This window comes from Bacillus sp. LH1 (genome assembly GCF_057924895.1).
On record NZ_CM175007.1, the window covers coordinates 5254258 to 5278264 of the forward strand.

The window sequence follows — 24007 nt, forward strand, 5'->3', positions numbered from 1 at the left end:
TTTTTCATAAGAAGCAGCCATTAGCTGCTTCTTATTTCTTTCCTTCTAACAACTCAATAATTCTCTCTTTATATTTTCCTTTTCTTCCATCTTCATAGATTAAATCATGTGGATAGAATAGCTTTTGATCCGTTCTTTTCTTACCTGTAATCGCCTCAACAATATCCGACTCACGTGAAAGCTCTCTAAGCTCTCCGTTTGGCATAAGAAGTAGGATTGGTAGACGCTCTTCTTCTTCTCCTGCACGATAAAAGTCATACGGTAAGTCTGATGTTGAATCAACTACTAAATAATACTCCGGATCAAGTCCAATCTTTTTAAATAAACTACTTAATTCCATCCAATTATCTAAACCGTGTTTATCTGTAAACTCTACATATTTAAATAGATTTCGATTCATAAAACGGCGGCATAAATCGCTTAAAATTGGATCTTCTTCTTCCTGCCATACTTGGAAGTAGTAATACATAACGTTCTCGTCTAACTTTAAATAATCCTCTACTGTTACTTCTTCTTCAAATAAAGAATAGAAATGAACAGGATGATTTTTAAATGTATAATACTTCTCGTGCAGTGATTTCGCACGGTGTAAAATCTTCGTTAAAATAACTTCTGCACTTCGCGTTACTGGGTGGAAATATACTTGCCAATACATTTGATAACGACTCATAATGTAATGCTCAACAGCATGCATACCACTATTTTTAATGACTACTTGATCCCCATACGGGCGCATTACACGCAGTATACGTTCCATATCGAAGTTTCCGTACTTTACGCCTGTAAAATAAGCATCTCTTAATAAATAATCCATACGATCCGCATCAATTTGGCTCGAAATCATACTAATTGCTAATTTATTAGTAGACGTTTTTGCAATTACATCTGCTACCTTTTGTGGAAACTCCTTATCAACACGACTTAATACATCATTAATCTCCGTATCGCCAACGACAATCTTTTGCGTAAATTTCTCATGATCTAATGAAAATACTTTTTCAAACGAGTGAGAAAATGGGCCGTGGCCGACATCATGAAGTAATGCCGCACATAAACATAACAATCTATCTTCAGCATTCCAATTTGGTCTGCCATCAAACACATCATCAATCATACGACGAATAATTTCGTATACACCTAACGAATGAGTAAAGCGACTATGCTCTGCACCGTGAAATGTAAAAAATGTCGTTCCAAGCTGCTTAATACGGCGCAAGCGTTGAAATTCTTTCGTTCCGATTAAATCCCAAATAACACGATCACGCACGTGCACATATTTATGTACTGGGTCTTTAAACACTTTTGTTTCGCTGAGTTTGTCGTTTAAATATACCACTTTCCGACATCCCCCTTTCTTTACTACATTCTTACTTTATATTATAAACGAAATGAGAAACAGAAAGAAATGAAAGACTGTATTAATTCCCTTTATAAAAAGAAAAAATCACCTTTACCGAAGTAAAAGTGATTTCCTTTATACATTATTTACCTAAAACGAATTCAGCAACTTCGTCTAAGATCATATCTTTCCCAAGTGGGAAGTAACCTTTGTTTAAGTCTTCATTTTTAATTGTAAATACGTGGTTGTTTTTAACAGCGTTCATGTTTTTCCAAATTGATTCTTCTTGGAATTCTTTCAAGCGCTGAGAACCGTCACCAGTTGTAAACACGAATAAGTAATCTGGGTTGTAATCAATTAAAGCTTCTTTTTGTACTTGTACTAACGGTTTATCAGTTGGTGTACCTTTAACTGCTGGTAGTTTTAAATCATTAAAGATTACGCTACCGTAACCGTAGTCACCGTATACACGGAAAGCATTTGGATATGCAGCCATTTTCATAAATGTTGCTTCACCAGTTTTAGCGACGATTTTGTCATGTAATTTGCTTGCTTTTTCATCATACTTTTTGAACCATTCTTTTGTTTCTTTTTCTTTACCGAAGATTTGACCTACTTCTTCAAATTTTGGACGCCATTGATCTAATGGAGTGTTTAACATAACTGTTGGTGCAATTTTAGATAATTGATCATAAATCTTTTCTTGACGATTATTTACAAGAATTAAATCTGGTTTTGCAGCAGCTACTGCTTCGATGTTAATTTTATCGCCCCAAGCAGAACCAACTGGTTTAACGTCTTTTAGTTTCTTTTCAATATGTGCATCAATTTTTTCTTGAGATGTATTAGCAGTAATAACCGGTTTCATACCGAAAATTAATAATTCTTCTGTTGAACCACTAAGGTCAGCAATTTTCTTTGGGTTTGCAGGAATTTTAATTTCCCCTTTTGCATGTTTTACAGTGCGCTCTTCAGTCTTTGCATCTGCTTTCTTTTCTTCTTCTTTGTTAGAACAAGCTGCAAATAGTACAGAAGTCACAACTAGTACCATTGCTAATAGTGCCATTTTAAAATTCTTCATGTTCCCACTCCTTCTAGCTGTATTTATCTTATAAGTTACAACGAACTATAAGAAACAAAGATAACAAATAATTAATATATATTTATTAATTGTTGTTAATAACCCATTCTAACGGGCGTTCAACTTCCCATTCTTATATAAGAAGCTCAACGTCCATTAGAAGTCCCCCTCTTCACGAGGGGGTTCTACTTATGCTTTTTTACGCAATTGATTACTAATCATCGCTAAATCATATGTTAAACAAATTGGCTTACAGTTTACTGGACATGGAACGATTTGAGCTTCAATCTCAAATACGTTACGAAGTGTTTCACTTGTCATAACTTCATCTGGCGTTCCTTGTTTCATTAACTTACCTGCTTTTAATGCAATCATATGATCGGAGAAACGAGAAGCGTGATTTAAGTCATGGATAACCATAACAATCGTTCTACCTTCTTCTTCATTTAACTTTTTCAATAAGTTTAATACTTCTAATTGATGAGCCATATCTAAGTACGTCGTTGGTTCATCCAATACAAGTAATTCTGTTCCTTGTGCAAGAGCCATTGCAATCCAAACACGTTGACGTTGACCGCCTGATAGCGCTTCTGCTGGACGATTCGCAAATTCTTTCATTCCTGTCACTTCAAGTGCCCAGTTAATATAGCGATAATCCTCTTCTTTCAACGTGCCAAACCCTTTTTGATGAGGGAATCTTCCATATGACACAAGCTCAAATACAGTAAGACCCGTTGGCACTTCTGCAGTTTGTGGTAAAATCGCCATTTTCTTTGCAATTTCTTTCGTTGGCTGTTTCTCAATTGCTTTTCCGTCAAGATAAACAGTACCTTGCTTTGCCTTCAAAATACGAGACGCCGTTTTTAATAATGTGGACTTCCCACAACCATTTGGTCCAATAATTGTTGTAATTTTCCCTTCCGGAATTTCAACTGTTAATCCATCAATAATTAAACCTTCATTATAGCCAACCGATACCGCATCCACCGCTAAAGTTGCCATACGAAAAGCCTCCCTTTATTTTGTCCTCATAAGTAAATAAATAAAATACGGTGCACCAATTACAGAAATAACAAGACCGACTGGTATTTCTGAAGTTGTTAGTACACTTCTTGAAATTACGTCTGCGAATAAAAGTAAAAACGTTCCTATTAGCGCAGCTGTGGGCAACATAATTTGATGTTTACCACCAACAAGGCGCCTTGCTAAATGCGGGGCCATTAAACCGATAAAGCCAATTCCGCCGGCAACAGCAACAGATGCCCCTGCTAAACAAACTGCAATAAATAATAATTTACGTCTTTCTTTTTCTACGTTTACACCAAGGCCAACTGCTGTAGAATCGCCTAGGTTCATTACATTTAATATGTGTGCTTTACTTATAGCAAGCGGTAAGAAAATAACCATCCATGGAAGTACACTTAATACGAATTTCCAATCTGTACCCCATAGACTTCCCGCCAGCCAAATCGTAGCAAAACGAAAATCGTTAGATGTCATCTTCATAGAGAAAATTAAACTAACAGCTCCAAATCCAGCTGCAACGGCAATACCGACTAGTATTAATCGAGTCGATGAAACGCCGTCTTTCCATGCTAGTAAATAAATAATTACCGCTGCTAATATTGCTCCAACTAGTGCGAAGAATGGGAGAATGAATACAGATAAAAATGTACCAGTCCCTACTTTCCCGAAGAAGAAGTAGACGAATATAACAACTGTTAATCCCGCTCCAGCATTAATACCTATAATACCTGGATCAGCAAGAGGATTTCGTGATAAACCTTGCAAAATCGCGCCTGACATAGCTAAAGCAGATCCGACTAGTATAGCAATTACCATACGCGGCATACGGAATTCAAATAAAATAACAGACTGATCTTCAGCCCCTAGTCCAACCAATGACTTTAATACGTCCATTGGCGGGATTTTAAAAGTTCCTGTATTTAAACTAATAAGAAATATAGAAACGATTAGTCCTACTAAAATCGTTAATATAGAAATGTTCTTTTTTGTTAAGACACTCGTCCTCACATCTTTCCTCTCCCTTCATTACGTGCTAAGTAGAGGAAGAATGGAACCCCAATTAGCGCTGTAATTGCTCCAATTGGCGTTTCAAATGGCGGGTTAATAACGCGAGATAACATATCTGCACATTCAATTAACAGCCCACCTAAGACCGCAGAACATGGAATAACCCATCTATAGTCCGAGCCTACGAGGAAACGAGTCATATGCGGAATTACAAGACCAACAAATCCAACTGATCCTGCCATGGAAACTGCGGAACCCGTTAAAACAAGAACAAGTACTGTTCCGATAAATTTAATCAATGTCGTATTTTGACCAAGTCCAATCGCAATTTCTTCACCGAAGCTCAAAATTGTAATATATCTCGACATCATAATTGCGATAAAAAGACAAACAAGGCCAATTGGCACTAACATATTAATACTTTGCCATTTCACTCCAGCGACTCCGCCTGCATTCCACATACTCACCTCTTGGGCAAGATTGAAATACAATGCGATTCCAGATGAAATTGCCCCTAATAAAGCACTAATAGCTGCACCTGCTAAAGCTAATTTCACAGGTGTTAATCCACCTGGTGAAGAAGATCCAATTCCATATACAATGCTTGCACCAAACGCAGCTCCAATAAAAGATGCGATAACAAACATTAAATAAGGTGAATTAGGGAAAAATGCATACATAATTGCAATTCCAAATACAGCTCCATCTGTAATCCCCATTAACGATGGTGAAGCAAGTGGATTTCGCGTCATACCTTGCATAATTGCTCCTGATACCGCTAAAAAGGCACCTGCAACTACGCCCCCTATTGCTCTAGGCATGCGAAGCTCTTGAATTACGTTATGATGTGTAATAGATCCATCAAACTGAAATACAGCTTGCCATACAGTCTTTAAACTAATATCTGCAGCCCCAAAAGAAATAGAAACTGCCATGCTTAAAGCTAACAAAATTGTACCCGCTACTAAAATAATAGAAGCGATGAGCGGTCTGCTCTTAATCTCTTTAACATTCTCTTCTTGCTGTTCTATACTGCTTGCGCTCGCTTCCATCCCTCAACCATCCTAACCAACAACATATATTTATTGAAATGAAATTTATTCTCAAATAGTAATAAAAAAATTAGGTGAATTGTTATTTCCCTGATAATGATTCTCAGAATCAGACACTTCTATTCTACCTATCGCTTTAAAAGACTGTCAACCATTATTTTGAAATATAAATTTATACAAATTGGTATTTTAATACAAAAGTTATGTTCATCCTTTAGAAAATGTTCGTCCACACAAGAGTACTTTCGCAGAATAAATCATTCCTCTTATGGGCATAAAAAAAGAAGAGTAATCTTTTCACTCTTCTTTTTCTTACTTATTTAACTTTGCTTCAATTTTCACGATTAACTCATCTTCTGTTGGAGCCGCAACTGGACGGTTATTTACAAATGCGAATGATTTTTTACGACCAGGACCACAGTAAGACTGACATCCAACTTCAATCGTTGCACATGAATCTACTTTTTTTAACTTCGGAACTAACGTTTTAATGTTCGTTGCCTGACAGTCATCGCACACGCGAAACTCGTTTCCCATTACATAACACTTCCTCTATTTTAAACTTTTCTCAAGTACATTTAAAAATAAACACTAAATGGTATTTTACCGCTCTTTGAAGCTCGTTGCAAGTTTCCCTACAAAGCCTATTCTCTACATAATGATACATATTTATATGCTCTCCTACAGAAGCGCTCACCATTCATGGGAAAATTTTTACCTTTCATCGAAATCTACCATATTTTTAAAAGCTTTGTATAAAAGTTTATTTTTTTGCCCATTATAAAAATAGGAAGTTCATAAAAAGAAAGGGAGTTGAATCTATGAAAGTAAGACAAGATGCTTGGACAGATGAGGATGATTTATTACTTGCTGAAACGGTACTTCGTCATGTTAGAGAAGGAAGTACGCAATTAAATGCATTTGAGGAAGTAGGGGATCAGTTAAATCGTACATCTGCTGCTTGTGGTTTCCGCTGGAATGCTGTTGTTCGCTATAGCTATGAACAAGCTCTTCAACTAGCAAAAAAACATCGTAAAGATAAAATGCGTGCTGCAAGCGGTGAACAAGCGAAAAAACGTTTACTTTATACACCACCAGCTTCAGATTCGATAACTGATTATGAAGAATTAGTACAAGAAGAATCAATCGTACAATATAAAGAAGCTATTCCATATCAAGAATCTACTGCTCCTGCTGCAAGAGGCTCTATGACAATGCAAGATGTTATTTATTTTTTACAAACAGTCGGATCTTCAAATATAAAAGTGACAGCTCTTGAAAACGAGAATACGAGATTGAAACAAGAAATTAAAGCACAAATCCTTCGGAATGAGGAACTAGAAAAGAAACTAGAAAAATTAGAAAAGAAATCTCATACTGTACAAGAAGATTACGAAACACTTATGAACATTATGAACCGTGCTCGTAAATTGGCAGTCATGGATGACGAAGAACGTTCTCAAACATCTTTCCGAATGGACCGAAACGGTAATTTAGAAAAAATTGCAGAATAAGAAGGATGCATGCAATGCATCCTTTTTATTATTTCACCTTTAAGCTCCCCCTTTATATGTGAGAAAACTCCATTCTTCATTTTTTGCTATAATAGAGATTGTCATTTTAAAGATAAGGGGTTAGTTATATGAGCAATTCCCGTTCCATTTTATCTCAGCCAGAGTGGCGCATTGTAGATCAGTCTAGTTTGGGACCAACATTCCATGCACTTCAGTCATTCGCAATGGATGACACATTATGCACAAGCATTGGAAATGGCAAGTCAGCCGCAACAATGCGTTCTTGGGTTCATCACAATACAATTGTCCTTGGCATTCAAGATTCACGCCTTCCGCATTTAGAAGAAGGTATTTCTTTTTTAAAACAACACAACTTCAATGTTATTGTTCGTAATTCTGGCGGGCTTGCAGTCGTGCTTGATGAAGGTGTTTTAAACGTATCACTTTTATTCCAAGAAACAGAAAAAGGTATCGATATTGATCTTGGATACGATACAATGTGGCATTTGATTAAGGAGATGTTAAAGGATTACGACGTTACTATCGAGGCAAAAGAAATTGTTGGCTCTTACTGTCCTGGTAGTTATGACTTAAGTATTCGCGATCAAAAATTCGCTGGTATTTCACAACGTCGTATTCGCGGGGGGGTCGCTGTCCAAATTTATCTCTGTGCTACCGGAAGTGGCTCTGAGCGTGCCGCACTCGTTCGTGATTTCTACAACCTAGCAATTCAAGGAGAAGAAACACGCTTTACGTACCCTGAAATTGTACCAAGTACGATGGCCTCACTCTCAGAATTACTTGGCGAAACCATTACAGTACAAGATTTAATGATGCGTCTTTTAAAAACATTGCAGCAATTCGCTTCAAAGTTAACACCATCTCAATTAACAATAGACGAGATTCCTTTATATGAGACGAATTTACAACGTATTATTGATCGTAATAATAAAGCACTTGGCTTAGAAAAATAAAGACCGTCGCTATTATAGCGACGGTCTTTATTTCAATTCATTATAGAATTAAAGTGCTTGAGCTGCTGTAATTAAAGCTAACTTGTACACTTCTTCTTCGTTACATCCACGAGATAGATCATTTACAGGCATGTTTAAGCCTTGTAAGATTGGTCCTACTGCTTCGAAGTTACCTAAACGTTGAGCGATTTTGTAGCCAATATTACCAGCTTCTAAGCTTGGGAATACGAATACGTTAGCATCACCTTTAATTGTAGAACCTGGAGCTTTTTTCTCAGCTACAGATGGTACGAATGCAGCATCGAATTGGAATTCTCCATCTAAAGTTAACTCAGGAGCCATTTCTTTTGCAATGCGAGTTGCTTCTACAACTTTTTCTGTTTCTGGAGATTTCGCAGAACCTTTTGTAGAGAAGCTTAACATAGCAACGCGTGGATCAATGCCGAATAACTCAGCAGTTTTCGCACTTTCGATACCGATTTCAGCTAAATCTTGGCTGTTTGGTGCAATGTTAATTGCGCAATCAGCGAATACATATTTCTCTTCTTCACGTACCATGATGAATACGCCAGAAGTTTTTGTAACGCCTGGTTTTGTTTTAATAATTTGAAGTGCTGGACGAACTGTATCAGCTGTAGAGTGAGCTGCACCACTTACTAAACCGTGTGCTTTGCCCATGTATACAAGCATTGTACCGAAGTAGTTTTCGTCTTTAAGGATTTTGCGAGCGTCTTCTTCAGTTGCTTTACCTTTACGGCGTTCAACGAAAGATGCTACCATTGCATCCATTTCTTCGTATGTAGCTGGGTCGTAAATATCAACGCCTGCTAATGTTAAATTCATGCTAGCAGCTTTTGCGCTAATTTCTTCCTTATTACCAACTAAGATTGGTTTTACTAACTCTTCTTTCGCTAAACGCTCTGCAGCGCCTAAAATTCTTTCATCAGTTCCTTCAGGAAGTACGATAGAAATGCCTTTTCCTTGAACTTTTTCTTTTACTGTTGTAAATAAGTTGCTCACGAATAAACCCTCCTACATATGTTAAAAAAACTCTATCTTTAAGAATACTGCTTTTCTTCTATATTTTAAACTTATAGCTCCCAAAAAATAGATAAAATAAAAATGATTATATTTTCATAAAATTCAGCCGTTAAATTCACCTTGCTTAAACACTTAAATGTGACAATTTTATGCGCCAAGGTTTTATATAGATGATTTTAAAACTATATATGCTATAGTTAACGTGTAAAACTATCATTAACTGAGGTGAATAGAATGAGTGAAGCAACAACAACGTTAGATGGCTGGTATTGTTTACATGATTTACGTTCTATTGATTGGGCTGCATGGAAAACATTATCTAGCGACGAACGCGGACAAGCAGTGTCTGAATTTTTAAATGTCGTTGAAAAATGGAACGAAGTAGCTACTGCGAAAAAAGGTAGTCACGCAATGTATACAGTTGTTGGCCAAAAAGCTGATATTATGCTTATGATTTTACGTCCAACAATGGAAGAGTTAAATGAAATTGAGACAGAATTGAATAAAACAACTTTAGCTGAATATATGGTTCCTGCATATTCTTACGTATCTGTTGTTGAATTAAGCAACTACCTTCCAGCTGATGAGGATCCATACCAAAACCCGCAAATTTTAGCTCGTTTATATCCTGAATTACCGAAAGCAAATCATATTTGCTTCTATCCAATGGATAAGCGTCGCCAAGGTGATGACAACTGGTACATGCTTCCTATGGAAGAACGTAAAAAAATGATGTACAGCCATAGTAAAATTGGTCGTCAATACGCAGGTAAAGTACGCCAAGTGATTTCAGGATCTGTTGGATTCGACGATTTCGAATGGGGCGTAACATTATTCGCTGACGATGTTCTTCAATTTAAGAAACTTATATACGAAATGCGCTTCGATGAAGTAAGTGCTCGTTATGGTGAATTTGGAACATTCTTCGTTGGAAACATTTTACCAGACGAAAAAGTAGAGAAATTTTTACACATATAAATGGTGAAAAGGAACGAAATTCGTTCCTTTTTTTATTCTTCTCTATATTTATCCTCAAAAATCTCCTTTTTTCTACACTTTTGAAGAAAAACCAACATTTTTTCAAATTTCTTGTAAAATTGTAACCTTTTTATATGTAAAGATATGCTAAAATGATACGAGCTATATGCTAAATAACGATGCGAAGGTGATAATCTATATGAAAAAAATCTTGTCTATTTTACTATTGCTTGTATTGTCAATTTCTTCCTTAGGAGTAACAACATCCCATGCGGAAGAAAAAATACATATTGAGGCGGCTGCTGCACTTTTATTTGATGCAGATACAGGAAAAATACTTCACGAGCAAAATCCAGATGAATTGCTAGCTATTGCTAGTATGTCAAAATTAATTGTTGTTTACGCTGTTTTAGAAGCAATTAAAGAAGGAAAAATCACATGGGATACGAAAGTAAATATTTCTGATTACGCTTATGAAGTCTCTCGTAATAATGAATTCTCTAATGTACCGTTCGAAAAAGGACGTCAATATACTGTAAAAGAATTATATCATTCTATTGTTATATTCTCTGCAAATGGATCTAGTATTGCTTTAGCAGAACTTCTTGCAGGAAGTGAGAAAAACTTCTTAAATCTTGCAAATGAACATGCTAAAAAGCTAGGATTAAAGAAATATAAATTTGTAAACGCTACTGGCTTAAATAACGCTGACTTAAAAGGAAAACATCCTGAGGGTACTGATCCAAATGCAGAAAACTCTATGTCAGCTCGTGATATGGGTATGCTTTCAAAAGCAATGATTACAAAGTATCCAGAAATGCTAGAGGATACAAAACAAAGATTTAGAAACTTCCCAGACAATCACCCAAAACCAATTCGTATGGAAAACTGGAATTGGATGTTACCAGGAGCCGCTTTCGCTTATGAAGGTACTGATGGTTTAAAAACCGGAAGTTCTGATACAGCTGGATACGGATTTACCATTACTGCTAAACGTGGTGATGTACGTCTTATCTCGGTTATTATTAAAACAAAATCAATGGATGAACGTTTCACGGAATCTCGTGAATTAATCGAATATGGATTTAATAACTTTGAAAAACAAAAACTAAAAGTTAATAAAAACAATACAATCTCTGTAGTAAAAGGGAAAGAAGACCAAGTAACTGTTGCACCCGAAAAAGAAATAACAGTAATTGCGAAAAAAGGTAGCAAAGAGCCTTATAAAATTGGAACTGAATTAGATAAATCTCTTTCTGAAGATGGACATTTAGTTGCCCCTATTAAGAAAGATACCAAAGTAGGCTCAATTACTTTAGAATCAACTGATAAATATGGTTTCTTAGACGGTAGTAAAAGTATGAAAGTTACTGCAAAAACGACAGAGGAAGTTGAAAAAGCAAATTGGTTTGTGTTAACAATGCGCTCTATTGGTGATTTCTTCTCAAACTTATGGTCTAAAATTTTTTAATAAAAAAGCTGGCTCACGCTAGCTTTTTTTATTTTCCACTCTCAATGTAAAACTTCGTTTGGTTGTCATATCTGAGTCCTTTTTCTCATACGTATGAACTAGTAATTGTTACACACTTCATCTAGAAATAAAGTGAAACTTTAATCAGTGGGGGAATCCCCCGCTGATTATTAGTTGAACCAATCGGGCGTTTACGGGCAGTTTGATCTCCCATCTAATTTCTTTACTTCAACCAAATTTTAGGGCAGGAGTCTTACTGCCCGTTAATGCGGGATAAACCTCTTTCCAAAAGGTATTACAAAAAGAGAGGTGACACATAATGGGCGTTATTGCTTATAACGAAGAAGATGTAAAGTTGTTGGCTAGACTGATGCGTGCTGAAGCCGAAGGAGAAGGGCAACAAGGAATGTTAATGGTCGGAAACGTTGGAGTAAATCGTGTCCGCGGAAATTGTTTAGATTTTAGAAAAATACGTAATTTACGTCAAATGGTTTATCAAAATCCTGGTGGTTTTGAGGCAACACAAAAAGGGTATTTTTATCAAAGAGCCAGGGAACAAGATATCGCCTTAGCAAGGCGAACTATTCAAGGACAACGTTTTTGGCCCGCTAACTTTGCCTTATGGTTCTTTAGACCTGAAGGTCCTTGTCCGCCAACTTGGTATAACCAACAAAACTCTGGTCGCTTCAAAAAGCACTGCTTCTTCCAACCATCTGGCGAAGACTGCCCTAGCGTATATTAAGAGATGAAAATGAGGAGGGATTTTTGAATGGCACAGCAACAAAATCCGTACTATGGAACAGGTTTTTATCAACCATCTGGAACTTATGTACAACCGCAACAAATGACTCAACAACAGCAGCAAGCGATGCAACAACAAACAGCTCAAGCTGCGCAAGCTCAATATGCAATTTCTCAAGGCATGTTACCTCTAGAGCAATCCTATATTGAAAATATCCTTCGTTTAAACAAAGGTAAGCAAGCTACGGTTGTAATGACCTATGAACGTGGCAGTTCCCTTGGCACACAATCTTATACAGGTATTATTGAAGCAGCTGGCCGTGACCATATCGTTATTAGTGAACCGCAATCAGGAAAACGCTATTTACTACTAATGATCTACTTAGATTACGTAGAATTTCCAGAAGAAATTACGTATTTACCTAGTCAACAAGCAACTTATACTCCAAGACCATAAAAAAAGCTGGCAAATGCCAGCTTTTGTTTTTTTATAATCCTTTTACAACTGCAGTCCCTACTAGGATCCACGCCACAATAAACGCTACACCACCAAGAGGTGTAATTGGACCAAAGAACTTAATACCTGTCGTACTTAATGCATACAAACTACCTGAGAACATAATAATTCCAGCTACCATTAGCCAACCAGCAGTAGTTAAAAGTGATGATTGAACCTTATCCATCAATAAAGCAACTACGAATAGTCCACCTGCATGAAACATTTGATATGTAACGCCTGTTTTCCACACTTCTAACATTTTTGCAGAAATTTTATTTTCTAAACCGTGTGCTCCAAAGGCCCCTAATGCAACAGATAGCCCCGCTGCAATACAACCTAGTAAAAAGAAAATTTTCATCTTAATTCCCCTTTTTTACCTTTATCATAAGCAATTTTTGCATATAAGCCAAACGATTTATCTTCTAAAAATCAAATAAAGAATTACCGTTTGCATCACTTTCTTTTATATATACTGGCTCCCCAGAAACAGGTGCAATTGGTTGCATAGTTGTTACTGGTTGTGATCCAATTACTTGCGATGGAATTTGCGGTTCTCTATATGTAGATGTTTCAACTTGTTCATCTAATAATAAGTCACATAAAGCACGCACAACTAATAAATGTTCTTTTGACTTTTGTCCTTCACTACCTTTTGCCTTCGCAATTTCATTCGCCATTTTATTTAAAATCTTGTCGCTAGATATTTGCATTTCTTCTCACCTCGTACTTTGTAATTCTTTCTCGAATTGCCCCAATTTCTCTACTGAACCAAATACTATTATCATATCACGTTCTTTCAATTTTTCCTGCCCTGCTGGATTATGTATAATATCCCCATTTCTTGAAATCGCTAATATTGTTACATCAAACTGATTCCTTACATTACTCTCTAGTAACGATTTACCAACTAATATTGAATCTTTTCCAACTAGAATTTCTTCAATGACAAATGACTGTTCTATTCCATACAACACTGTATCAATATAATGAACGGTTAATGGATTTGCAATACCTTTTGCGATATGAATACCCGCCATACTAGATGGATTAATAACCTTATTTGCACCGGCACGCCTTAATTTCTCTTCAGTTTCTGGCTTTTCAGATCTCGCCACAATTTTAATCGTATCGTTTAACCCTCTTGCTGTTAATGTAATAAATACATTTTCGGCATCATTTGCAACAATAGCAACTAAACCAGCTGCTTTTAAAATTCCGGCATTATGTAATACTTGATCTTCCGTTGCATCTCCATGTACAAATAAAAGCTTTTCCTGCTCCAATATACTTTCATCTTTATCAACAACGACAAATGGAATATTCTTTTCTTGCAATTCATGTACAACTTGAAGCCCCACTCTACCGCAACCACATACTATAATATGATTTTTCAACTGCGCTATTTGTTTATCCATCTTCTTCCTCCGTACTGCATGAAATAAATTCCCTTCAATAATCATAGCGGCCACTACCCCAATTGCATACGTAACAATACCTACGCCAACAGGAATAATAAGAAGCGCAAATACTTTCCCCGCTTGCGTTACAGGAACAGCATCTCCGTATCCAACAGTCAATACAGTAATCATTGTCATCCAAAATGCTTGAAACAAACTAATCTCTTCAATCGTCATAAATCCTATCGTTCCTAGAATTACAACAAAAGTCATACATATAACTGCTATCCATAATTGCTTACGTGCATTCATACCGTGTTTCAACTCTTTTCTCTATCTACAATCTTTGCCAGTGGAAATAAAATACGTATATACTAGATACGGAATCTATGAAAGAGGTTGATATAATGAAGACATTTCTTTCCGCCTTACAATGGGCACTATTTATTTTAGCTGGAAGCCTTATTGTACCAATTAGTGTCGCAACTAGTTATGGTCTTGATGGCGCTGAAGCTATCGCATTCGTACAAAGAACGTTATTTGTTCTAGGCTTTGCTGGTCTCTTGCAAGCTATATTTGGGCATAAACTTCCTATTCAAGAAGGTCCTGCTGGCCTTTGGTGGGGAATTTTCTCCCTTTACGCAAGTTTAGGCGTCGTATTATTTGGATCAAGCAATGAGACACTTAAAGTTCTTCAATATGCTTTCTTATTAAGCGGTATTATTTGTATTATTCTTAGCGTTTTTGGACTTATTGATAAACTTGTTCGCTATTTTACACCGACAGTCATTGGAACGTATTTATTTCTTCTTGTCGCGCAGCTTAGTGGCTCCTTCTTAAAGGGAATGTTTGGCCTTGATGGAAAACATACAGAAGTACAACCTAACGTATTTATTCTTTCACTCATTGTTATTTTACTATCCTTTTTCATCATGAAGCTACCTATTATTGGACAATATTCCGTTCTTTTCAGTATCGTATGCGGCTGGATATTATTCGCATGTTTCGGATTATCTAATCCAATAACACCAGTGACAGACATAATCCGTTTTCCATCCTTATTTGTTTTCGGAATGCCTCGTGTTGAATGGAACATGGTAATTACGGTCATTTTCGTTACACTCTTACTTCTAACAAATATGTTAGCAAGTATTCGCGTTGTACAAAAGGTTGTCTCTAAATATGAAGAAAACGCTGCATCAGATCGTTTTAAACAAGCTGGCATTATAACAGGAATCAACCAATTGCTAGGCGGCCTATTTTCAGCTATTGGGCCTGTCGCTATTTCTGGATCAGCAGGTTTTATTGCAACGACTAATATTTATAAACGTCTCCCGTTTATATTAGGGTCAAGCTTTATTATTGTCGTTAGTATATTTCCAAAGATTACTTCATTCTTTGCAGCAATCCCTGTTGCAGTTGGTTATGCCGCTATTTATCCTGTATTCGCAAGCATGATTGGTCTCGCCTTTCGAGAATACGAAACTGTCCAGGATAAAGAACGATTATTTAAAGTAGCCGGTCTTTCAATCTTTACAGGAGTCGGAGTTATGTTTGTTCCAGCAGGAGCATATTCCACACTTCCACCATTTCTAGCATCGTTTTTAAGTAATGGTCTCGTTCTTGGATCTGTAATGGCAATCTTGCTAGAAATACTATTTTCTCGTTCCGCTGCAAAACAAATATCGTAAATTGGAAAACTTCCATTATTGCACTCTACCTTTAGAGTTGTTACGATAAAATCAAACTTTAATCATTGGGGTTTTATTCTTCCCCAATGATTATTAACCAATATTATGAGCAACAACTCATAATAATTTATCTACTTCTTTTCAAAGAGGTTTGATGTCTTACTATTATTCCTCAACATCTTCATGAACATGTATTTTGATTTCAATTAAAGAAAGGAATTTTCTATATGACTTATAAAATGATTGTTTTAGATTTAGATGATACTTTATTACGTGATGACCATACTATTTCACCTCGTACGAAAGAAGCGTTAATGACTGCACAAGAGCAAGGGGTAAAGGTTGTACTTGCTTCTGGACGTCCAACGTTTGGTATGCGCAATGTAGCCAAAGAACTTCGCTTAGAAGAATACGGCAGTTTCATTCTATCTTTTAATGGCGCAAAAATTATTAACTGTAAAACAAACGAAGAAATCTTTAGTAGTACACTATCTCCTGAAATCGTTCACAACCTATTTGAAATTAGTAAAACTGAAGATGTATGGATTCATACTTATATGGGCGATGATATCGTAACGGAAGAAAATAATCCTTATACTGAAATTGAGGGCGATATTACTGGTATGCCAATTGTTGTAGTAGATGACTTTAAAGCCGCAGTTAAAGAGCCTGTAGTAAAAGTATTAATGAATAAAGAAGCTGAACGCCTTGTTGAAGTTGAAAAGAAACTTCAACAACAACTAGAAGGCCAATTAAGCGTGATGCGTTCGAAACCATTCTTCTTAGAATTTACAGAAGCCGGTGTTACAAAAGGAACGAGCTTAAACAAACTGATTCAAAAGCTTGGCATTAAGCGTGAAGAAGTTATCGCAATGGGCGATAGCTATAACGACCAAGCAATGATTGAATTTGCTGGTCTTGGCGTTGCAATGGGCAATGCACCTGATGATATTAAAGAAATTGCGAACTACGTAACAGATACAAATATGAACGATGGTGTTGCAAAAGTTGTAGAGAAATTCGTTTTAAAAACGGATGTACTTGTTTAATATTTTCATTCACAAAACCTATTTGAAGTCAAATACTTCAAATAGGTTTTTATTTAAATTCTCATGCTTTTGTGACTATATTTTGAACTTTGCACTATTCTCGTAGTGTAAACTTTCTTTTTGTATATAATGAAACAAAATAGACTATTTTATTTTGAAAAAGAATACAAATTTACTATATACAAGCATACGTTAAAGGAGGCTACTTTATGTTATCTACACCAATCGGACGATTAAGAGCAATTGGACTAGTTGAGGGTATTTCTTTCCTATTACTATTATTTGTAGCAATGCCATTGAAATATTTCGCAGGATTTGCAACAGCTGTTAAAATTACAGGCATGGCTCATGGTGTTCTATTTATTCTATTCATCTTTGCAGTAATTCAAGTAACAATCGTACACCGTAAATCAATTTTATGGGCACTTGGAGCATTCGTTTCATCAGTTATCCCATTTGGTACTTTTGTACTAGATGCAAAATTAAAGAACGAGCAACAATGATAATAAAAAGGTAGTTAACAACTGTTAACTACCTTTTCTATTTATAAATTTGGAATTTCCCAATCAATTTCTCTTTCGCCCATATTAGCTAAAATTGTATTTATTTTAGAATATGGCTTACTACCAAAGAAACCACGTCTTGCCGATAATGGGCTTGGATGTACAGATTCGATAATATGATGATTCGGATTCGTAATTAATTTCTTCTTCGCCTGCGCATGGCGCCCCCACAATATGAAAATAACTGGCTTTTCACGTTCGTTCAATAGTTCAATTACACGATCTGTGAAGTGCTCCCATCCTTTTCCCTTATGAGAATTTGCTTCGCCTTGACGAACTGTTAATACGGTATTTAGTAATAATACTCCTTGTTCCGCCCATTTTACTAAATAACCGTTATTCGGGATTTCATAACCATATTCATCTCGAAGTTCTTTATACATATTTAACAATGACGGTGGTGTTTTAACACCAGGTTGCACAGAAAAGCTTAAACCATGCGCTTGATTCGGTCCATGATATGGATCTTGCCCTAAAATGACAACCTTTGTATTTTCATAACTTGTATACTGAAGAGCGTTAAAAATATCTTCTACCTTCGGATAAACAACATGCGTGCTGTATTCTTCTGTCAAAAAACTGGATAGAGTAAGATAATACTCTTTCTCGAATTCTGGTGCCAATAGTGGCTCCCAATCATTCTTTAAAACATTTTCCATACTGTCACTTCCTGTCTAATTAATTCACCATATCCTGTCTTGTAAATACTACGAACGAAATAACAAGAGAAACAACTGCCCAAACAGTTAAATTCATCAAAGAAAATCCCATCGATAAACCTTGTAATGCAGGTAATTTTCCTGATAAATAATCCGTTAATGATAAATTCACACTAAAAATATATTTGGCGCCTTCCCAAGATGTTGCGAACGAGCTTAAAATACCGCCTGCAATTAATGCAGCTAGCATAACGCCCATACCAGCTGGTGTATTACGAATTAAAACAGAGACCATAAATGATATAGTTCCGACAACGATAGCAACAAACCAGGCTAGTCCATACGCCATTAAGATGTATTGCCACTGCGGAATAAGATGTACAAAGTTCGTATTTAACGTTTCCTTATCAATGACGAATCCTGTTAAAACAGGTAAATTCCATCCCGAGTACCCAAATACAAGCCCTGATAATATGTAAGCAAACAAACCTACAAGAAACAGTATGAGCGAAATGAAAAATAACATCGTCACGTATTTACTAAGGAGTATTTTCCAGCGCCGAATCGGCCGCGTAAGTAACATCTTCATCGTCCCATCACTTCGTTCTCCTGAAACGATATCAATGGCGACAATCATTACGAGAAGCGGAATAAATAATGTAATTCCTTGTTCAATAAATGCTCTGACAAAAGTCGGTGCACCCGGTGCCATCGGATTAATATTATGATCTAAATAATATTGTTGTTGCTCAACTCTTACCTTTAACCAATCACGCCATTCTTCTGGCAACCTAGAATTGTTCAACCGGTTCTGAGAATCAACAATTTGCTGTTGCAATGAAACCTTCCAATCAGTTGTACCGAGTCTTTTTTGTGTCGTTTCTATTTCACGATACTGCGCGTACACAAAAAGCGGGATCAAGATTGCTAAAATAAGCATGACAACAAAAATACGTTTCTTGCGGTAAATCTTTTCTGATTCATTTAAAACTAGATTCGCAAATTCACGCATGCTGCTCACCCCTTGTGAGTTCAATAAATAAATCTTCTAGCGTAAATACAAGCTCCTTAACGCTATGTACATCTATTTCATTTGCGACAAAGTGTTTATTCCAACTACTTATAGATGCAATATCCATGCGGCATAGTAATCGATCGCCTTCTACACTCACTTCCCTTACTTCTTCGGCCGCTTCTAGCATATCTTTCGCCTTAGAAATCGGTGTAACAATCCATTCTACACGATCACTTGCTGTTTTAATTAATTCTTCAACCTTGGCAACTGTTATCATCTTTCCTTTATGAATAATAGCAACGCGATCGCATATCATTTGCACTTCACTTAGCAAGTGACTTGAAATAAACACGCTCATATTTTCTTCTTTCACAAGCTTATGTATAAATTCCCTAAGTTCTCTAATCCCTGCTGGATCTAAACCATTCGTTGGCTCATCTAATATGAGCAATTTCGGATTCCCAAGGAGCGCCTGTGCAATTCCAAGGCGTTGTTTCATACCAAGTGAGTACGTTTTTACCTTGTCATGAATTCTTTCATCTAAATGAACCATTTCAGCAATTTCGATAATACGTTCATCTGATATATCACCTAACATACGAGCAAATTGCTTTAAATTTTCCCATCCCGTTAAATATGTATACAACTCTGGGTTTTCAACGATACTCCCAATTTGACGCATCGCTTCTCTGAAATTTCCCTTAATCGAATAACCACCGATAGAAATCGTACCTTCTGTCGCCTTAATCAATCCGACTAACATTCGAATGGTAGTCGTCTTTCCAGCACCATTTGGTCCTAAGAACCCGAACACTTCTCCTTGCTTTACATCAAAGGAAATATTCTCTACAAGAGTCTTCTTTCCAATTACCTTCTTCAAGTCTCGTACGGAAAGTATCGTCGTCATTTTACCCCTCCTTGTTCTAGTTTTAATTTACTTACAACATTTTGAACTAAACGTTCTGCCATATACGTATAACCTACTTCGTTCGGATGAAAATGATCAGAGTATAATAAATCTTTCCCGCGGTTTTGGAATAAATCAAATGTCGGTGTAATATACACATTTTTATCGTTTAGCGCTAATTTCTCTAAAGATGCATTCCAGTCCACAACAATGTTTGAAGACCCTTTTAAATCTTCTACATCTTCAAAAGGATTGTATAAACCAAGCCAAAAAATCGGACTATCTGTATTTAATTTACGAATTTCTTCTATAATTTTCTTTGCTTCATTTTGAAACGTCTCTGTGTCAGGACGATACGTCTCTAAATCTATTTTCCCAAGTGATTCCCAGCCTGGGAACAAATCATTTCCACCAATCGTTAACACAATTACATCTGCTTGCTTAATTGAATATTGAGCGCCATTACTTTCAATTTGTTTTAATAAATCGGGCATTTTTGCACCACTAACTGCTAAATTTGTTAATGCAATTTTTTGCTTATAATCTTTTTGTAAATCCTCTTTCATTCGCCCAACATAGCCAATTCCTTCTTTATCACCAACGCCACGCGTTAATGAATCACCTAAACTAACGATTTGTAACGTTCCCATTTTCTTTTTCTCTTTTGCCACTACATCGGTCTTTTTAATTAAATTTGAAGCTTTCGGATTTAATACATCATTTACACCTGAAACAAAGCCATATGCAAATAAACAGAAAGATACAATTGTAATGAGTAGAATTACTTTTACTACTTTTGATCTCATATCAAAACCCCTTTTAGCCCTCATAGATTGTCCATAATTATACCAAACGAAATTTTGAAAAGCGATTTTCACACCTTCTCAATTATGTCGTTTCTCTATCTACTAACTCTGGTAATAACTCTATATGCTTCACATCTAATTTCTCTTCATTAATCTTTTCATATAATAATTCAAACGCTTTCACTCCAACGTTTTTACTAGAATGCGAAATCGTCGTTATACCCAATATATCTGCCACCTCTTGATCATCACACCCGATAATCGTAATATCCTCTGGAATACGAACTCCTTGTTTTTTTGCTTCTGTAACCATCCCCGCTGCAATATGGTTACAAGATACAAGGAACGCCGTCGGTTTTACTGACATATGAGCCCATTCTCTAATTACATTGCGTCCATCTTCCACTGTAAAACATCCCTCAAATTTCCAGGTCTCTAACGATGTTACGATACTCTGTTGAAGCGAATCTTCGTACGCCTTCTTTCGTCTTTGGCTATTAACGCTATTACTTCTTCCAATACAATATCCAATACGTGTATGACCGGCATCTATTAAGCTTTTCATCCCACGTGAAAATACTTTGTAGTAATCGATATGGACACTTGAAATATACTTCGAATCTATTTCTTCACACATAACAATCGGGCCGAATTTCGTATATTCTTCAAGCTTCTCCTTACTATTTGTCCGAGAACAAATAATAACCCCATCAAGCTTTTTCATTTTTAACATATTCAAAATTTCTAGTTCTCTTTCTTCACTATAATTCGTCTGGCAAAGCATCATATTATAATTATTCTTTGCTGTCTCTTTTGATATCCCCTCGATAATAGCGCTATAATATTGATCATTTACGTGTGGCAATAAAACGCCAATTACATTCGTTTTTCCTTTCACTAAATGAATTGCATTCACGTTTTGCGTGTAATTTAATTCTTCTATAATCGCTAAAATTTCTTTTCGTTTCTGTTCATTTACGTACGGATGATTATTTAGTACACGTGAAACAGTTGAAACAGATACTCCAGCAAGTTCAGCAATCTTTCTTATATTTGTCATCTCATTTTCCCCTTCTCACAAAAATTCTTCCTTGACCTGGTAAGCTTTCCACAATATATCCTTTCCTAGCAAATACATTTAGAAAGGATATACAACTATGCTTCGATTCAAATTAGAATATATATTTTTCATTGGCGGTTTACTCATTCTTGCCATCGGTATTAATATGATGACGACAATTACTTCCTTTGGACTTAGCCCTTATGATTCCTTCTTTATTGCACTATATCAAAATTTTGGGATAAGTATTGGTTTTTGGATTTTCATGATTAACTTTGCCTTTACACTTATCGTACTCTTTTGGAATGGAAAACAAATTACAATCGGTACAATTGTAACGATGGTTCTTATTTCTCTTTTTGTTGATTGGATTGGTTCCATTACAACTATTATGGACGCTATCCGCTCTCTTCCAAAATATATAACACTTATTTGCGGAAATCTATTCGTTGGAGCTGGAATTGGTCTTTACGTCTCTACAAACCTTTGTGCAGCGCCTCAAGAAGCTTTCGTTTTAACGGTTGCCGAGAAGAAAAAATGGACGTTTAGAAGAACAGAGATTTCATTAGCCTTTTTATTTTTAACGTTAAGCTTTTTATTAGATGGACCTATCTATTTTGGAACAATCATCTTATCCTTTACAACAGGCTGGATTATCCAAGCATTTATTCAAGTTGGTACGCAGATTTTAAATAGAAAAGAGCCTATTAAGCAAGCTGCTTAATAGGCTCTTTCTGTTTTATGGTAAGAGATACTACTTAGCATCCCCTTCAATTCGATAGTTCGCTTTCAAACAATCTATTTCTTCATACCCTTGCAACGTATGTAGAATATAATCATAATCAGCAAGAGACGCACGATGCGTTACAATTACAATTTCAGCCTTTCCTTTCTCTTCAAGCGGCATTTGAATAATTTTCTCAAAGCTAACTCCGCGCTCAGAGAACAATGAAGTAATTTTTGCAAATACACCAATTTCGTCTTTTACATGCAGTCTTAAAAACTTTTTCACGACAATTTCGTCTGGCTCTTTTAATACTTTTTGATATTGTGGGACTACAGCACTATTTCCTGTTACCCCTAATCTAATATTTTGCATTACAGCAACTAAATCCGAAACAACAGCTGTCGCTGTCGGTAAACTTCCTGCGCCTGGTCCATAAAACATCGTTTCTCCAACTGCTTCACCGTACACATACACAGCGTTATATTCATTTTGTACTGCCGCAAGAGGATGTGTATTTGGAAGTAAAGTTGGTTCAACTGTAACCTCCAATTTTTCACCATCTCGTTTTGCAAGACCGATTAATTTAATTGTATAACCTAAGCTCTTACTGTATTCAATATCTTCCTCTGTAATAGAGGTAATCCCTTTTACTTTCACATCTCCAAGCTCTACATTTGTAGAGAAACCGAGGGTAGCTAAAATCGTCATTTTTCTTGCTGCATCTAAACCTTCTACATCTGATGTTGGATCTGCTTCTGCAAATCCAAGTTGTTGGGCTTCTTTTAACACGTCGTTATATGCTCTCCCTTCGTCTGACATTTTCGTCAAAATAAAATTTGTTGTTCCATTTACAATTCCCATTACTTTCGTAATAAGATCTGAAGAAAGTCCTTCTACGATACTGCGTAAAATTGGAATTCCCCCTGCCACACTCGCCTCATAGAATAAATCAGCCTTATTATCTTTTGCTGTCGCTAATAATTCAGCTCCATGTAATGCCATTAAGTCTTTATTTGCAGTTACAACATGCTTTCCGCTTTTTAAAGCTTGTAAAATATATGATTTTGCATCATCAATGCCACCCATCACTTCAATGACAACATCAATATTTGGATTATCTAAAATTTCATTTGCATCTTGTGTCAATAGAGTAGAAGGTACCTCTACCTCTCTCTCTTTCTCAATGTTTTGCACTAATACTTTCGTTACCTTCACTGGACAACCTACTTGGTGTATGAGTCGTTCTTGATGATCCGTAATAATACGAACCACACCACTGCCAACTGTCCCAAGACCTAATAACCCAACTTGAATTTCTTTCATAGTACTGTCCACCCCTCAAAAATTGTGTTTAGATGAAATTATATGAGTAAAAAATCTGAAAAACAATGTATTTTGAACATTCGGAA

Annotated in this window: 26 protein-coding genes; 10 read left to right on the plus strand and 16 right to left on the minus strand. The window is 36.2% G+C overall.

Annotated features, from left to right (window positions below):
* Positions 1-31: 31 nt before the first annotated feature.
* The 6 genes from ACX9TM_RS27150 to ACX9TM_RS27175 form a co-directional block, all read right to left on the minus strand.
* On the minus strand, positions 32-1336 hold the full coding sequence (locus tag ACX9TM_RS27150) for an HD domain-containing protein (RefSeq protein ID WP_065381845.1): 1305 nt from the start codon (positions 1334-1336) through the stop codon (positions 32-34).
* A 145-nt stretch (positions 1337-1481) separates the two neighbouring features.
* On the minus strand, positions 1482-2420 hold the full coding sequence (locus ACX9TM_RS27155; RefSeq protein WP_000787724.1) for an ABC transporter substrate-binding protein: 939 nt from the start codon (positions 2418-2420) through the stop codon (positions 1482-1484).
* Positions 2421-2609: 189 nt separating this feature from the next.
* Entirely contained in the window at positions 2610-3422 is an 813-nt protein-coding gene (locus ACX9TM_RS27160; protein WP_000212068.1) for an ABC transporter ATP-binding protein, read from the minus strand.
* Positions 3423-3437: 15 nt separating this feature from the next.
* On the minus strand, positions 3438-4454 hold the full coding sequence (locus ACX9TM_RS27165; protein WP_001260757.1) for a FecCD family ABC transporter permease: 1017 nt from the start codon (positions 4452-4454) through the stop codon (positions 3438-3440).
* Entirely contained in the window at positions 4451-5506 is a 1056-nt protein-coding gene (locus tag ACX9TM_RS27170) for a FecCD family ABC transporter permease (protein ID WP_000388294.1), read from the minus strand. The genes ACX9TM_RS27165 and ACX9TM_RS27170 overlap by 4 nt, the downstream gene beginning before the upstream one ends.
* 312 nt (positions 5507-5818) lie before the next feature.
* Positions 5819-6043 carry a YuzB family protein gene (locus ACX9TM_RS27175; RefSeq protein ID WP_000526071.1) on the minus strand — a complete coding sequence of 75 codons (225 nt, stop codon included), beginning with the start codon at positions 6041-6043 and terminating at the stop codon, positions 5819-5821.
* A gap of 284 nt (positions 6044-6327) precedes the next feature.
* Between ACX9TM_RS27175 and ACX9TM_RS27180 the strand changes: the two genes are divergently transcribed.
* Positions 6328-7020, plus strand: a complete 693-nt coding sequence (locus ACX9TM_RS27180; protein ID WP_065381846.1) for an RsfA family transcriptional regulator — start codon at positions 6328-6330, stop codon at positions 7018-7020.
* 128 nt (positions 7021-7148) lie between these two features.
* Positions 7149-7994: an octanoyl-[GcvH]:protein N-octanoyltransferase gene (gene lipL / locus ACX9TM_RS27185; RefSeq protein ID WP_050229024.1), complete on the plus strand. Its 846-nt coding sequence runs from the start codon at positions 7149-7151 to the stop codon at positions 7992-7994.
* Between the two features lie 48 nt (positions 7995-8042).
* Here the strand turns inward: lipL and pta are convergent, their stop codons facing one another.
* The gene (pta, locus tag ACX9TM_RS27190) at positions 8043-9014 is read right to left on the minus strand and encodes a phosphate acetyltransferase (RefSeq protein WP_000067215.1); all 972 of its coding nucleotides are present in this window, start codon (positions 9012-9014) and stop codon (positions 8043-8045) included.
* Positions 9015-9269: 255 nt separating this feature from the next.
* Between pta and hemQ the strand changes: the two genes are divergently transcribed.
* From hemQ to gerQ, 4 genes are all read left to right on the plus strand, one after another.
* Entirely contained in the window at positions 9270-10013 is a 744-nt protein-coding gene (gene hemQ / locus ACX9TM_RS27195; protein WP_001287595.1) for a hydrogen peroxide-dependent heme synthase, read from the plus strand.
* Between the two features lie 199 nt (positions 10014-10212).
* Complete coding sequence (locus tag ACX9TM_RS27200; protein ID WP_000722869.1) at positions 10213-11484, plus strand: serine hydrolase; 1272 nt, start codon at positions 10213-10215, stop codon at positions 11482-11484.
* Between the two features lie 319 nt (positions 11485-11803).
* Positions 11804-12226, plus strand: coding sequence for a cell wall hydrolase CwlJ (gene cwlJ, locus ACX9TM_RS27205; protein WP_000538169.1), 423 nt, complete (start codon positions 11804-11806; stop codon positions 12224-12226).
* A gap of 27 nt (positions 12227-12253) precedes the next feature.
* Positions 12254-12682, plus strand: a complete 429-nt coding sequence (gene gerQ / locus ACX9TM_RS27210) for a spore coat protein GerQ (RefSeq protein ID WP_000068652.1) — start codon at positions 12254-12256, stop codon at positions 12680-12682.
* 31 nt (positions 12683-12713) lie between these two features.
* Here the strand turns inward: gerQ and ACX9TM_RS27215 are convergent, their stop codons facing one another.
* The 3 genes from ACX9TM_RS27215 to ACX9TM_RS27225 form a co-directional block, all read right to left on the minus strand.
* The gene (locus ACX9TM_RS27215) at positions 12714-13082 is read right to left on the minus strand and encodes a DUF423 domain-containing protein (protein ID WP_000688315.1); all 369 of its coding nucleotides are present in this window, start codon (positions 13080-13082) and stop codon (positions 12714-12716) included.
* Between the two features lie 64 nt (positions 13083-13146).
* Entirely contained in the window at positions 13147-13434 is a 288-nt protein-coding gene (locus ACX9TM_RS27220; protein ID WP_063219918.1) for a YwdI family protein, read from the minus strand.
* A gap of 6 nt (positions 13435-13440) precedes the next feature.
* Positions 13441-14433, minus strand: a complete 993-nt coding sequence (locus ACX9TM_RS27225; RefSeq protein WP_000993980.1) for a potassium channel family protein — start codon at positions 14431-14433, stop codon at positions 13441-13443.
* 95 nt (positions 14434-14528) lie between these two features.
* On the opposite strand from ACX9TM_RS27225, the gene ACX9TM_RS27230 reads away from it, so the two are divergent.
* From ACX9TM_RS27230 to ACX9TM_RS27240, 3 genes are all read left to right on the plus strand, one after another.
* Positions 14529-15812 carry a purine/pyrimidine permease gene (locus ACX9TM_RS27230; protein ID WP_000847034.1) on the plus strand — a complete coding sequence of 428 codons (1284 nt, stop codon included), beginning with the start codon at positions 14529-14531 and terminating at the stop codon, positions 15810-15812.
* 227 nt (positions 15813-16039) lie between these two features.
* On the plus strand, positions 16040-16861 hold the full coding sequence (locus ACX9TM_RS27235; RefSeq protein ID WP_000221387.1) for a Cof-type HAD-IIB family hydrolase: 822 nt from the start codon (positions 16040-16042) through the stop codon (positions 16859-16861).
* 209 nt (positions 16862-17070) lie between these two features.
* Complete coding sequence (locus ACX9TM_RS27240) at positions 17071-17364, plus strand: DUF3817 domain-containing protein (RefSeq protein WP_000953396.1); 294 nt, start codon at positions 17071-17073, stop codon at positions 17362-17364.
* A gap of 41 nt (positions 17365-17405) precedes the next feature.
* On the opposite strand, the gene ACX9TM_RS27245 is transcribed toward ACX9TM_RS27240, so the two are convergent.
* From ACX9TM_RS27245 to ACX9TM_RS27265, 5 genes are read right to left on the minus strand one after another with little or no spacing between them, the layout of a single operon-like run.
* A complete protein-coding gene (locus ACX9TM_RS27245; protein ID WP_000432519.1) occupies positions 17406-18083 on the minus strand; it encodes a uracil-DNA glycosylase in 678 nt (225 codons plus the stop codon).
* A 19-nt stretch (positions 18084-18102) separates the two neighbouring features.
* Entirely contained in the window at positions 18103-19095 is a 993-nt protein-coding gene (locus tag ACX9TM_RS27250) for a DUF2705 family protein (RefSeq protein WP_001206500.1), read from the minus strand.
* Entirely contained in the window at positions 19088-20005 is a 918-nt protein-coding gene (locus ACX9TM_RS27255; protein WP_063219916.1) for an ABC transporter ATP-binding protein, read from the minus strand. Before ACX9TM_RS27255 ends, ACX9TM_RS27250 begins: the two co-directional genes overlap by 8 nt.
* Entirely contained in the window at positions 20002-20883 is an 882-nt protein-coding gene (locus ACX9TM_RS27260) for an SGNH/GDSL hydrolase family protein (protein WP_139256955.1), read from the minus strand. The genes ACX9TM_RS27255 and ACX9TM_RS27260 overlap by 4 nt, the downstream gene beginning before the upstream one ends.
* 10 nt (positions 20884-20893) lie before the next feature.
* Positions 20894-21871, minus strand: a complete 978-nt coding sequence (locus ACX9TM_RS27265) for a LacI family DNA-binding transcriptional regulator (protein ID WP_000181979.1) — start codon at positions 21869-21871, stop codon at positions 20894-20896.
* Between the two features lie 97 nt (positions 21872-21968).
* On the opposite strand from ACX9TM_RS27265, the gene ACX9TM_RS27270 reads away from it, so the two are divergent.
* Complete coding sequence (locus ACX9TM_RS27270) at positions 21969-22595, plus strand: YczE/YyaS/YitT family protein (RefSeq protein WP_065381848.1); 627 nt, start codon at positions 21969-21971, stop codon at positions 22593-22595.
* A 30-nt stretch (positions 22596-22625) separates the two neighbouring features.
* On the opposite strand, the gene ACX9TM_RS27275 is transcribed toward ACX9TM_RS27270, so the two are convergent.
* Entirely contained in the window at positions 22626-23921 is a 1296-nt protein-coding gene (locus ACX9TM_RS27275; RefSeq protein ID WP_000659109.1) for a homoserine dehydrogenase, read from the minus strand.
* Between the last annotated feature and the right edge of the window lie 86 nt (positions 23922-24007).